The sequence below is a fragment of the Microcoleus sp. N3A4 genome, from assembly GCF_036701805.1.
Taxonomy (GTDB): domain Bacteria; phylum Cyanobacteriota; class Cyanobacteriia; order Cyanobacteriales; family Microcoleaceae; genus Microcoleus.
On the sequence record NZ_JAUBRJ010000121.1, the window covers coordinates 1 to 12,361 of the forward strand.

General features: G+C 44.1%; 11 protein-coding genes and 1 tRNA gene. 4 read left to right on the plus strand and 8 right to left on the minus strand.

The window, feature by feature from the left end; genetic code table 11:
* Positions 1-209: 209 nt before the first annotated feature.
* From QUA56_RS35110 to QUA56_RS35125, 4 genes are all read right to left on the minus strand, one after another.
* On the minus strand, positions 210-569 hold the full coding sequence (locus QUA56_RS35110) for an NIL domain-containing protein (protein WP_333368229.1): 360 nt from the start codon (positions 567-569) through the stop codon (positions 210-212).
* Positions 570-681: 112 nt separating this feature from the next.
* A complete protein-coding gene (cysW, locus tag QUA56_RS35115) occupies positions 682-1,557 on the minus strand; it encodes a sulfate ABC transporter permease subunit CysW (RefSeq protein WP_333368232.1) in 876 nt (291 codons plus the stop codon).
* Positions 1,547-2,407: a sulfate ABC transporter permease subunit CysT gene (gene cysT, locus QUA56_RS35120; protein ID WP_333368234.1), complete on the minus strand. Its 861-nt coding sequence runs from the start codon at positions 2,405-2,407 to the stop codon at positions 1,547-1,549. Before cysT ends, cysW begins: the two co-directional genes overlap by 11 nt.
* Before the next feature lie 89 nt (positions 2,408-2,496).
* Positions 2,497-3,654, minus strand: a complete 1,158-nt coding sequence (locus QUA56_RS35125; protein WP_333368237.1) for a sulfate ABC transporter substrate-binding protein — start codon at positions 3,652-3,654, stop codon at positions 2,497-2,499.
* A gap of 493 nt (positions 3,655-4,147) precedes the next feature.
* Here QUA56_RS35125 and QUA56_RS35130 point away from each other — a divergent pair, with 493 nt between their 5' ends.
* From QUA56_RS35130 to QUA56_RS35145, 4 genes are all read left to right on the plus strand, one after another.
* The gene (locus tag QUA56_RS35130) at positions 4,148-6,307 is read left to right on the plus strand and encodes a WD40 repeat domain-containing protein (RefSeq protein ID WP_333368239.1); all 2,160 of its coding nucleotides are present in this window, start codon (positions 4,148-4,150) and stop codon (positions 6,305-6,307) included.
* A gap of 165 nt (positions 6,308-6,472) precedes the next feature.
* Positions 6,473-6,545: transfer RNA gene (locus QUA56_RS35135), tRNA-Thr, on the plus strand.
* Between the two features lie 238 nt (positions 6,546-6,783).
* Positions 6,784-7,227 (plus strand): hypothetical protein, encoded by a 444-nt coding sequence (locus QUA56_RS35140; RefSeq protein WP_333368242.1) that lies wholly within the window; start codon positions 6,784-6,786, stop codon positions 7,225-7,227.
* 6 nt (positions 7,228-7,233) lie between these two features.
* Positions 7,234-8,394, plus strand: a complete 1,161-nt coding sequence (locus QUA56_RS35145) for a hypothetical protein (protein ID WP_333368245.1) — start codon at positions 7,234-7,236, stop codon at positions 8,392-8,394.
* 122 nt (positions 8,395-8,516) lie between these two features.
* Here QUA56_RS35145 and QUA56_RS35150 read toward each other — a convergent pair whose 3' ends face one another.
* The 4 genes from QUA56_RS35150 to QUA56_RS35165 all read right to left on the minus strand — a co-directional run bounded on the left by QUA56_RS35150 (position 8,517) and on the right by QUA56_RS35165 (position 12,302).
* Positions 8,517-10,415, minus strand: a complete 1,899-nt coding sequence (locus tag QUA56_RS35150) for an aminopeptidase P family protein (protein WP_333368248.1) — start codon at positions 10,413-10,415, stop codon at positions 8,517-8,519.
* Positions 10,416-10,431: 16 nt separating this feature from the next.
* The gene (locus tag QUA56_RS35155; protein WP_333368251.1) at positions 10,432-11,601 is read right to left on the minus strand and encodes a pyridoxal phosphate-dependent aminotransferase; all 1,170 of its coding nucleotides are present in this window, start codon (positions 11,599-11,601) and stop codon (positions 10,432-10,434) included.
* A 117-nt stretch (positions 11,602-11,718) separates the two neighbouring features.
* Entirely contained in the window at positions 11,719-12,051 is a 333-nt protein-coding gene (locus QUA56_RS35160) for a XisI protein (protein ID WP_015174218.1), read from the minus strand.
* Positions 12,039-12,302 (minus strand): element excision factor XisH family protein, encoded by a 264-nt coding sequence (locus QUA56_RS35165; RefSeq protein WP_333368254.1) that lies wholly within the window; start codon positions 12,300-12,302, stop codon positions 12,039-12,041. The genes QUA56_RS35160 and QUA56_RS35165 overlap by 13 nt, the downstream gene beginning before the upstream one ends.
* Positions 12,303-12,361 lie beyond the last annotated feature (59 nt).

Consider the following 12,361-nt stretch of genomic DNA (forward strand, 5'->3'; position numbering starts at 1 on the left):
GCGAGACCAGAATCCTTGCAGTGCGAGCCAGAAAGCTCGCGTATAATGCAAGCAAATCATTTAGGATTGCTATATGACTGATGAATGCTGATTCATGACTAACATCCCCGGACACTGTTAGACTTAAGAAACAGGGAATAAGAAAGCAAATTCTGCGTTTTCCAGAATTTGCTTTCCTATTCCCTGTTTCTGCGTCCGAGAGTGACTAATTACCAAGTTTCTTCATCTGGATTGTTGGAATTGCTCCAGATTTCCACATCTAAATCATTGAGATAAATCAGAGCAGTTTCAATCTGTTGACTTGTACCGTTAAGTTCCAAATCAAACCAACCGTCATCTAAAGTTTTGACACCCAACAACGCAGCATTAAAATTAACCGTCAAACCGTATTCAGAAATCAGGTGAGAAATGACTGGTTCCTGATGGTATTCTTTAGGAATACGAATGCGAATGCGGGTTTGAGTTGGTCTGCTGTCGCCAGGGTCAGATTTGGGAATATCTGATTCTTGGGTTTTGTGAAAATCGCCGATCGCCTCAAATTCAGATTCGCTAGTGTTGTGAGCTAACATTTGGGCCTCCTAATGTTTATTGATTTCAGGGATGAGGTGCGCCGCGCGCACCCTACAGCCCTAATGACTGATGACTGATGACTAATGACTGATGACTGATGACTAATCACTATTATTCAACTTCTTTGATGCTAGTTTTTCGTTCTAAAATCTCCTTGAGTACGAGAGTAACAACTCCTAAAAGACCTAGAACTACCGCCGCTGAAAATGCGGCTTGCGTCGCGTACTGCTTGTAAGCATCCTCTACAAACAAAGGCAAAGTTTGCGTTTTTTTAGCAATATTTCCCGATACCACAGAGACGGCTCCAAATTCTCCCATTGCTCTAGCATTGGTCAAAATTACTCCGTAAAGCAATCCCCAGCGAATACTGGGAAGCGTGACATTCCAGAAAATTTGCCAGTCATTTGCTCCCAAAGTTTTCGCCGCCTCTTCTTGATCGGTTCCCACTTCTTCCAAAACAGGAATCACTTCGCGGGCCACAAAAGGCAAGGTAACAAAAGCAGTAGCTAGCACCATCCCAGGGAAGGCAAAAATAACCTTGATATTGGCCGCCTCCAGCCACGGCCCGAACCATCCCACCCGACCGTAAAGCAGTACAATCATTAAACCTGCAACTACGGGAGATATGGCAAACGGCACGTCTAAAATGCTGATTAATAGCGTGCGACCCCGAAATTTGTTGCGGCCAATTACCCAGGCTGCACACAAACCGAATACTGTATTTACAGGCACAACTATCAGAGAAATCAACAAGGTAAGTTGCGCTGCGTGCAGAAAATCTGGCGATGTTAAGTTAGAAAAGAATGGCTCAAATCCCTTTCTGAAAGCTTGGTAAAAAACGTTGAGGATGGGGATAAATAAGACCAGAGCAAGATAGCCGCTCGCAATTCCGATTAAAGTTGGTTTTACCCACGCATTGTCCTGACTCCGCGCCGAACCACCGGGTGGAAATTTGTAATCAGCGGGTGAATTGATATTAGCCGTCATAGCGTCTTCTCCATGCTTGTAATAGATTAATTGCGAACAGCATAGCCAGCGAAATAGCTAACAGAATAGTGCCGATAACTGTTGCTCCTGCATAGTCGTACTGTTCCAATCTTTGAAAAATTAATACGGGCGCAATTAAATCTTTGAATGGTATGTTAGAAGCTACAATTACAGTAGAACCGTACTCGCCCACCGCTCGTGAAAACCCGAGGGCAATTCCGGTTAAAATAGACGGGAACAGCGGCGGTAAAACTACTCGCCAGAAGGTTTGAAATTGAGAAGCACCCAAGCACCAAGCTGCTTCTTCGATGTCTTTTTCCATTTCGTTTAAAACTGGCTGTACAGTCCGCACGATAAATGGCAAGGAAATAAAGATCATCGCTATGCCTACGCCCAAGCGAGTAAATGATATCTTGATTCCCAAGGGTGCAAACAGCCCGCCGATCCAGCCGTTATCGCTGTAAACTGTGGCGAGAGTTAAACCGGCGACGGAGGTGGGCAGTGCAAAAGGTAAATCGACTGCTGCATCGACCATCCGTTTTAAGGGAAAGTCGTAGCGGACTAATACCCAGGCAATTAATGTGCCGAATACTCCGTTAATTAATGCCGCCATTAATGCCGTAAAGAAGGTGACATCGTAGGCGGAAAGGGCGATCGGACTGGTGGCAATTGCCCAAAATTCGGCGGGGTTTGCTGTGCTGGCTTTCAGCAGCATTGCTGCAACTGGGAGCAATAGCATTAAGCTGAGGTAGCCTAGGGTGATTCCCCAAGGTAATGTGATTTTGCCGATCGCCCTTTTGATATTTTCGATCGGAGACTGAGGGTTGCTGGTTGGAGATGATACAGCCATAAGTGAATAGTTTTGAGTTGTCAAGAATAGTGAATCTTTTAGAGCCCCGACAACTTCGGGGAAGTCGGGGCTCTGGGCCTTCTGTTTTTTTACTGTTTAAGTGAACCTTGAATTTTGTCAAAAACAGCTCCGCTTGCGAAGAATTGCTTCTCTATTTCTCCCCAACCTCCTAAGTCTTGAGCTGTAAATAGGGTTTTGATGGGGGCATATTTTTGGGCAAATTCTGGTTCCGCCGCTACTGTCGCATCTACTGGGCGAAAGCCTGCTTTGGCAAATTCTCGCTGAGCTTCTGGGCTGTAGAGAAACTTGACAAATGCTTCGGCAACTTCGCGAGTACCGTGTTTATCAACGTTTTTATCGATAATGGCAATCGGATTGTCGATCGAAATATTGACTTCGGGAATACTATAAGTCGGTTTTTCGCCTTTCTGACCAGCCAAAACAATCTCGTTTTCGTAGTTAATTAAGGCGTCGCCTTGCCCTTGTTTAAAAAATACGTCAGTAGCTTCGCGGGCATCTTTAGTCAGAATCGGGACGTTTTTGTAGACTTTGCTAGTAAAGTCTAATGCTTTGGTTTCGTCTCCTCCGGTTTTGAGAATCGAACCCCAAAGTGCGAGAAAATTCCAGCGTGCAACGCCTGATGTTTTGGGATCGGCAGTGATCAATTTCACTCCGTCTTTGCTTAAATCTTCCCAGGTTTTGATGTTTTTGGGATTGCCTTCGCGGGTGACTATTGCTCCTACGGATTTGCTGACGATGCCTTCGTTGGGAAATTCTTTTTCCCAACCGGGCTGAATGAGTCCGGCTTGCTCGATTCTTTGGGTGTCGGAGCCGATGGCTAGGTGTACGACATCTGCTTCTAAACCGTCAATTACGGCCCGAGTTTGGGAACCGGAACCGCCGTAGCTTTGGTTTAAGGTGACGGTTTGACCCTTTTCTTTTTGCCAATATTCTACAAATTTGGGAATTATCGCTTCGTGGGCGGCTTTGGTGACGGAGAAGGAAACGAGGGTTAATTCTACGCCTTTGTTGGCTGCTGGGCTAGCACCGCCTGGACTGCTGCTGCCGGGACTGGCTGCGGGGTTGTTGCTGGTTCCCTGGCCGCAGGATGCAACGGCCAGACTTAAACTTATTCCCACTAAAAATAGCGACACAAATCTTTTCAGCGCAGTAAATGATTGATTTGTGGTGACTGGTGGCTGTTGCGGCCACTGAAGGTGTTGAGTTAGGCGTTGCCACGGACTCATTATATTTATTCCTCTAGTGAAAGTACGGTTATTAGGTCGGAATACCGTAATTCTGGTTGTGAAGTATGATTATAGACAAGAGCGAGTCAAATGGCAACAAAAAAAACGAATCGGGTGAACTCAGGGTCGATCGAATATCCTGAAGTCTTTTCCGTCGGTGCTTTCGAGTCCGATTCGGGGGAAAATGTAAAGTGCATAAATAAATATTATTATTGAGCTAAGGTGCTAAGCTGGCGCGGCTGCACGATACGCCTTACGGATACGCTGACCGATCGCCCAAATGTAAGATCCCCGCCCCAGGAGGTACGCCTGACCAAGAATTTCTTGATGGTACCCGCCACGTGATTTATCCGTGGAATCAATCCCAAATCGAAAATCGAAAATCCTCAAGCCCCCGCATTTATCCGTGGGGTCAATCTAAAATCTAAAATCTAAAATCTAAAATTGATTGACTCGCGCGATCGCCCTTAAGTAAGAAAAAGTTTTAACTGGTATGTCCTTATCCCGCCCCGTCTCAGACACCCTAATTGAATTGTTGAAGCCTGTAGCCTCTGAATTGGGAGAAAGATTGGGCGCAAGCGCTGTCAACGAACGCTATGCAGAAATTGAGCCGTCTGGTTCTTCAGCTTTGAACCAGCAAATCAAAAAAGACCCGCGCTGGATTAAAGCGCAAGTGAGATATTTGCAGCGGCAGCAGGCGAGAGAACAAGAATTAATCGCGATCGCCGGCGCAGAAGAAGAATGGGTAAAGCAAGAACGCGCTAATCGAATTAAAGCAGAAGAAGTGAGAGATAAGCGGGCAATTAGCCGGCTTGGGCGCGAGTTAATGCGGGAGTTTCAATCAGAAGCAATTCGAGTTAAGCTAAGCGAAATTCAAACTATTTGGGACAGGGACAACTGGTTTTCTAATTTGAGCAGGCAGGAAACCGAACAAATTTTGCAGCAGCAGCAGCACCGATTGCTGTTGTTAGTTGCTCCCGCAAAAATTAGCCAAGATTGCCCGGATTCGTTTCGCCACAATCTGAATATCGAGCTGCCGGCTAAGTTGAGAGCTTTTTTAAACCAGCACTACCCCCAGCACGGAGAGTTGTCTCCGGTTCAGTTTTACGGAGACTATTTCAAAAAGGCAATTTCTGATATTGATGTGGAGCGGTTGCAGACTGTTTTGTCTCCCGTACCCACAGCTATACTGTACAGCGATATCAGCGATTATGAAGTTAATTTTCATGTCGGTTTTTGGGGAATCATAAATCAGACAGTTTCTCTAGTTGCGATGCAGCCTTGGAATTGGGAAGAGGTTTACCACCAGTTGGAGGCGGAGGGGAAAGATGAAAAGCTGAGCCTGCGGATTATTCGGCAAATAATTGTGACAATTCACAAGTTATTGGCCGCTTTTTTAGCTGATTTGTATTATTTAAATATCGATTTTACTCACGAACCTCAGCTATTTAATTTAGAGGCGGAATTTGCTCAGGAATGGTTTTCTAAAGATTGGGCACTACCTTATATTGAAACTCTTAAAGAAATTCAGGATCAGCAGCGAATAGTCTATAAGGGAGAGATGCGGCGGCTGGCGCTGCGAGAGGCGAAAGCTAGGGCTGAACGCAAGCGTTTGGAGGAGGTTGAACTCAAACACAGAGAGGAAGCTGAGGCGGCATCTAAGCGGGCGAAGGAATTAGCTCACAAATTAATAAATCTGAAATGGCGGTGCGTATACACGCTGCCGGGACATTCATCGTTTGTGAATTCTCTGGCGATTAGTCCTGACGGCAAAATTTTGGCTAGCGGCAGTTGGGATAAAACTATTAAGATTTGGAATTTAGAAACAGCCGAATTAATTGGCACTCTGACGGGACATACCGATCGCGTAAATTCGGTTGCTATTAGCTATGACGGAAAAATGTTGGTCAGCGGCAGTTCAGACGAAACCATTAAGTTTTGGAATTTGCACAGCGGCGATTTGCTGTGTACTTTTCCGGGACATTCTATGGAGGTGAATTCGGTGGCAATTAACCCGAAGAGGATGGTAATTGCTAGCTGCGGCGGGGCTGATAATACGATTAAGCTTTGGAATTTGCGGAGTGGTGAGTTGCTGCGGACTTTGAGGGGTCATTCTGACAATGTGAATGCGGTGGTTTTTAGCCCGGACGGTAAAATATTGGCGAGTGGCAGTTCGGATGCGACGAGCAAGGTTTGGGATGTGGAAAGCGGCAAGTTGCTGCGGACTCTTTCGGGGTTGAATGTTGGGGTGAATTCTGTGGCGATCGCCCCGGACGGTCAAATTCTTGCTAGCGTCAGCAATGATTATACGATTAAGCTGCGGAATTTGCATACGGGCAGTTTGTTGCGGATTCTAAATACTAATTCAGGGAGGGGGAAGGGTGTAACGAATTTAGGAATAAATGAGGCGCTGCATATTTTGCAGAATTATGTGAGTCGGGGCGATTCGGTTGCTATCAGTCGGGACGGTTTGACTTTAGCTAGCGGGTGCGATGATAATACGATTAATATTTGGAATTTGCAGACCGGTGAGCTGTTGAGTGCTCTTAAGGGACATTCGGGTACGGTGTACTCGGTGGCGATCGCACCTTCGGGCAATTTGCTCGCCAGCGGGAGTGCGGATCAGACGATCAAGATTTGGCGCTGCGATTAAGAAATCAGGACAGGGCAGCGGCGTTTTCCTACAATATTATTTTGAGGTAGGGAAACGGCATTGCCGTGTCCGAGGTTGCGGGTAGGGCTTTTGGGCGAATTTGAAAAAAAATTTGGCTGGGGGGGTTGCGCTGATGACTGTATGTTTGCTATATTAGTTTTTGTTGCTGGTGTAACTCAGTTGGTAGAGTAGCTGATTTGTAATCAGCCTGTCGCAAGTTCGAGTCTTGTCACCAGCTTATTTCAGGAAATAAAGGCTAGATAAAACTTCTAGCCTTTATTTTTTTTGCCTCGTGGGCGATCGTCTCACGGCGCTTGTCACCCGCCTCAGCAATTTTGATTGTTAACGTAATCTTTTTTCCAAAAATAGAAATATCTAGAGCTATATTGAATCTGGCGATCGCCAACTTGAGCGTCTGATTATCAAGTTTGATTAAATGTTAGCAACTCAGGTTAGCAAGCTATTCTAAACTAAATTTGTCAGCACTGTACCGGAGCAGCGAAATGTCCTCTTGGGTAAAAGATCCACATTCAGGCGGAGTTAAAATCCCTCCGGCAGTTCAAGAACGGGTGAAGCAGCGTATTCTCGATTATGCTGCTGCTAACTACGCTGGTAAGTACACTCGCCTAGGCATCCGCTTTCGCAGTCAGTTTTGTTACATTGATGCCTATACAGAACCTGATGTCCCCCTAGATTTTCCGAGCAAAGAGCTTCGCATATCTCGTGAAGAATATTTAGAACGAAGGCGAAATACCCCCCTTCACCTGTGTCGGCTGCGTTACTTTAGTGATGAAGAAGCTTGGACTCTGGGGTTTTACGCCTATAGCAGTGAAAAATACGAGCCTTGTATGTTCAGAAATGGCAGTTTCTACGGTACGCCTGAAGAAGCCTTTGATATCTCTTCTATGTACTTGCAATAACCCAAAATGAGCGAATATCAATATTACGAGTTTCAAAGCGTCGATCGACGTTTGACTCAATCCGAACAAGAAGCACTCAGCCAACTCTCTAGTCGCGCGCAAATCAGCTCTAGTAGAGCTATTTTTGTCTATAGCTATGGAGACTTACCGGGCCAAGAAAAACAATTATTAATCAAATATTTCGATGCTATGTTTTACATAGCTAATTGGGGATCATTACAACTAATGTTTCGTTTTCCCAAAGGTTTGATTGATATTGAACTGATGCAGAAATATTGCGTTGAAGATATAGTTGAGGTTTCGGAAATTAATAATTTTGTCATTTTAGAGATTTCTATTAATGAGGAAGAAGGTTTTGATGGGTGGATAGAGGGAGAAGGAAATTTATCCTCTTTGATAGGTTTGCGCCAGGAAATTTTGCAGGGAGATTATCGTTTACTTTATTTGGCTTGGCTGAAAGGGATTACCTATCTTGATGAACTCGACGACGAAGATGAAGATGAGCGAGATGATGATGATGAAAATGATGATGCAAATGATGATCGAGAAGGACTAGAGCCACCTGTTCCTCCTAATTTCGGTAAGTTATCTTCATGGTTACAGGCTTTTATCGATATTTTTGAAGTGGATGAGCATCTACTGAAAGCTGCAATTAGTGCGAGTGTTACTAAAGATTCAATTCCCGAAAGTAGCATCAAAGAAGCTATCAAAAAACTTGAACGTTCTGAAGTTGATACTTTTTTACTGCGGTTACTCAAGGAAGAATCTAATCTGTCTATTGAATTGGGTAAGAAATTATCAGAAATAATAGAAGTTAGGCAAGAGGAAAATCCCGGAAAACGAACAATTAGTCAGCTTTTAGCAAGCGCAAAAAAGGAAGAAAAAAAGGAAGAATACAGAATAGAACAGGAAGCTAAAGCTGCACGAATCAGAGAATTAGAAGCTTTGGCTAAGCGAGAAACGGCTGCTTGGGAAGATATAGACGCTCTTATTCAAAAAGGAACTTCTAAATCTTACGACGAAGTAGTGCCGTTACTTTTAAAACTCCGAGATTTGGCGGATTATCAAAAGCAGCAAATTAAGTTTTTAACACGGCTTCAACAACTGCATAATAAATATAGCAGTCGCTCTGGATTGAAAAGACGTTTGCTTAAGGCGAATTTATAATCCAATACGCTGGGGAGAGGACTATTTCTTGCTCGGAGATCCCCCTAAATTCCCCTTAAAAAGGGGGACTTTGATGCAGCTATTTTCCCGCCCTTTTTAAGGGGGATCTGGCTTAACTAAACCTATTGAATTTTACCTAACGCAGCGCTGGCTTGTTTCAACCATTCAAGTGTTGCTGCATCAAGTACGGGTTCCAATTTCTCGACTACAGCAGCGTGATAATTATTCAACCATGCTAGTTGAGTGTTTGACAGTCGATCGGCATTTATCAATTTGCGCTCAAACGGAATATACGTCAGCGCTTCAAATCCGTACCAAACCGTATCATTTTTTGATGGCATTTCCCTGACAACATAGAGATTTTCGATGCGAATTCCGCCCCATCCCGGTTCGTAATATCCCGGTTCGATGCTCGTTACCATTCCGGCTTCCAGGGGATACTGCACAGATTTGCTGATACCGTTGGGCCCTTCGTGACCGGCTAAAAATGCGCCGACTCCGTGCCCGGTTCCATGTCCGTAGTCTAGCTGTTCTTGCCATAAGATCGATCGGGCGATCGCATCTAACTGCGCTCCCGTTGTTCCTTTGGGAAATTGCTGCATTGCACAGTTGATGTGCGCGATTAAAACTGTGGTGTAGTGTTCTATTTGTAGCGCCGTCGGTTCTCCGATACTTACTGTTCTGGTATCGTCGGTTGTACCTGCTAAATATTGCGCGCCTGAGTCCAATAACAGCAGTTCCCCCGGTTTTAAGGTGATTTCTGGGCTGGGGGTTCCGTAATGTACGATCGAGCTATTGGCTCCCGCACCGGCGATCGTTCTAAAAGTTAAAGTCTGAAAATCTGTTTCTTGCTGGTAAAATCTTTCGATGCTTTCTTTGACATCAAACTCGGTCACTACCTTACCATTTTCTAGCTGTTCAGTCAACCACTTTAAAGTCAAAGTTTTTGCTCGACTTGCTTTGAAATTGGCTGATTTCATCTGCTCGATTTCAACCGGATTTTTGCGAGCTTTCATCCCTTCTACCGGATGAGTATCAAAAACTATTTCGATGTTGTAGAACTGCGCTTCTTGCTGGTTTAAGATTAACTGGTACGTGCCTGCTGTGCTGTGTTTCGGATCTAAAAGTACCCGAACTTTATTTGGCAAATTTACGCAAGTTTCTAATGTATGCGGATAGTCTGCGTAGGGAAGCAAAGTTACATCCGCCCGCAATTCTTGCTTGATTTCTGGTGAAATTCGTTCGGGATTTGTAAACAAAAACGCTGAATCGGTGGTGACAATGGCATAGGATATAAAAATGGGAATGTGGGGAATATCCGATCCTCGGAGATTGAACAGCCACGCTATTTGATTCAGGTTGGTAATCGGAAGCACATCGATATTGGCTTTTTGCATCGCTTCCCTGACTCGGGCTAATTTTTCGGCGGCGGTTTCTCCTGTCAGGGATACAGGTAAGCTAAATATGGGATCTGCATCAATCGCGGGTAAAGTCTCTGCTGTTTTCCAAGAATTTTGCGATCGCACTTTGTCTGTCAAATTCTCCGGGATTGGTATGAGATCGATCTCTGCATTCGCGAATTTTTTTACCCAATTTTGATATTGCTCTGTCGCTACGGTAAACGGATCAAAACCCAGGCGAATTTTCGCGGATTTTTGGGTCGATTCTACAGCCAATTTTTCTAAAGTTTCAATTAAGGTTAAATTTCCTTCTAAGCCGAGTTTCGATATTTGAATAATTCCAGGATCGACTTGCAATTCAGCTTGTTCGTAATAGCGGGAATCCACAAACAACCAAGCGGAATTTTTGCCAACCAACAAATCACCGGCGGAACCTGTAAAACCGCACATCCAAGCCCGCCGCTGCTTCGCTGCTGGAACTGATAAATTTAAGTGTTCGTCAACCGCAGGGATGAAATAGCAATCTAAGTCGTAATCCGCCATCAAATCGCGCAAGTCTGCCAGTTTTGCAGCGGAGGTATCTTGAATATTTGTATTTCCTTTCAAGTTAGTGGCAACCATGTTTAAAATTCCTATTTTACTTGTTTAAAATTGTCTTCAAACCTTTAACTAATCTCCTAATCCCTGCGGTGGCGGTTGCTTTTTCCAAAGCACCGTAAGCAACGCGCAAATAGCAGCCGTTATCCATGCCGAATGTTGTACCGGGAAGCACTGCTACGCGATATTCGCGAATTAATTGTTCGACTAATTCCATTGTATCGAGTTCAGTGTCAACTTTCAAGAAAAAGTAGAATGCTCCGCAGGCTGGGGAAATTGTACACAAGTTTTGGATGGTATTGAGTTCGTCTAATACGATTTGTCTCACGGAGGCGATCGCCCTTACATAATTATCGCAGTAACCTCTACCAACTTGCAAGGCTCCCAGGGCTGCATACTGGGAAATTACCGGCGGACAAATTAAGATTGTATCTTGAATCTTTCTCACTGAAACGAGCAAATGTTCTGGTATTACCATATACCCGATCCGCCAACTCGCAAAGCCGTAGGCTTTGGAGAGGCTAAATAGAGAAATTGTATGTTCGCTGCTGTGGGGAAAAGCGGCGGGCGAACAGTGTTTGACGCCGTTATAAGTAAAATATTCGTAGGCTTCATCGCTGATGTGATAGATGTTGTGCTGGCGACAAATTTCGTTAACTTCCCGGAGTGCTTCGACCGAATAAACAACACCAGTGGGATTATTTGGTGAAATGGTAACGATGGCTCGCGTTTTGTCGGTAATTGCTTTTTTTATAGCATCGATATTAAGTTGATATTTGGCGTCTGTTTCTACTATCACTGGTCGGCAATTTGCCATAATTGCCGCCATTTCGTGGTTGAAGTAATAAGGTGATTGGATAATAACTTCGTCTCCCGCCGAAGTGATAGCGAGAATCGCGTTGGTAAATCCCATGTTGCTACCGGCGGTAACGACAATGCAGTTTTTGCTATTAATTTCTATGTCGTTATCTGTTTTTAGTTTGGCTGCGATTGCATCCTGTAATTGTGGAATTCCTTCGACGGCTTTGTATTTGTGATTGTCGGGATTTGCAAAGAATTCGGGGATTTTTTCAAATGATTCTTGTGGCGGATTGTAGTAAACTACGCCTTGTCCTAATGATATCGTTCCCGGATTTTGGCGGATCAGTTCGCCTACTACTGGAATTATGGGCGACTGTACCGATTGCATTCGAGTAGGGTAATTTTTCATATAATATTTGCTTCTTGGGGCGTTAAGTAGATTGACAGAACTTACAGATTAGAACCCCGAATTATTGTAGAAGTCGGGGTTGTGGGTATTTTGTTATTTGGGAGATTATTTAAGGATTTACGCTATCGCAAATCCAGTAAATTGCCGTACATAAGGCGCTCGAAATCCCAACACAATATCTGTTTTAGGAACTCCAAATTCTAGAAATTGATTGGCAATTCCTGCTTCCGTAAAATCGCGCTGAATCCAAATCTTTCCATCTTTGATATCAACATGAATGGGACATCCATGAATTCGTTCTTCATCCCGCCATCCCACATACAACAATAAATAGCGGTCGCGTTCCGTATCGAAAACAATTTCAGTGGTTTCTACATCTTGCTCAGACTGCTCTGTCGCGTGTTGATGTATGACTTTCTGAACTAACTGGCGATAATCTAATCTTTCCATAATGTTATCTCCTGTCCCTTCACATGAAAAACCAGCATCTTTATTTGATATCGTTCTAACACAGTTTGAACAAACGAGTCTGTAAAAAAATCTTGATAGATATCTGTAGGCACTGCCAAATACAGCACTCGTTCTGATTCCATTTTTTCCAAGGCTACTCGATAGTTAAGAAATTGACCAACAGCCGTATGGAATTCTGACAGCGCCGACAATCCCACAAAACTTTTTACTTCTAAGTAGTCAGACAGAATTAATTACACAAATACATAGTATAATGATATTTCCGGCAAAATTATGAGTTAATTACAGT

Bases quoted from the DNA above. Each gene is read 5' to 3' on its own strand.
- QUA56_RS35155 (WP_333368251.1), bottom strand. From the start codon at position 11,601: ATGAAAAATTACCCTACTCGAATGCAATCGGTACAGTCGCCCATAATT.
- QUA56_RS35160 (WP_015174218.1), bottom strand. From the start codon at position 12,051: ATGGAAAGATTAGATTATCGCCAGTTAGTTCAGAAAGTCATACATCAA.
- QUA56_RS35145 (WP_333368245.1), top strand. From the start codon at position 7,234: ATGAGCGAATATCAATATTACGAGTTTCAAAGCGTCGATCGACGTTTG.
- QUA56_RS35150 (WP_333368248.1), bottom strand. From the start codon at position 10,415: ATGGTTGCCACTAACTTGAAAGGAAATACAAATATTCAAGATACCTCC.
- cysT (WP_333368234.1), bottom strand. From the start codon at position 2,407: ATGGCTGTATCATCTCCAACCAGCAACCCTCAGTCTCCGATCGAAAAT.
- QUA56_RS35130 (WP_333368239.1), top strand. From the start codon at position 4,148: ATGTCCTTATCCCGCCCCGTCTCAGACACCCTAATTGAATTGTTGAAG.
- QUA56_RS35110 (WP_333368229.1), bottom strand. From the start codon at position 569: ATGTTAGCTCACAACACTAGCGAATCTGAATTTGAGGCGATCGGCGAT.
- cysW (WP_333368232.1), bottom strand. From the start codon at position 1,557: ATGACGGCTAATATCAATTCACCCGCTGATTACAAATTTCCACCCGGT.
- QUA56_RS35125 (WP_333368237.1), bottom strand. From the start codon at position 3,654: ATGAGTCCGTGGCAACGCCTAACTCAACACCTTCAGTGGCCGCAACAG.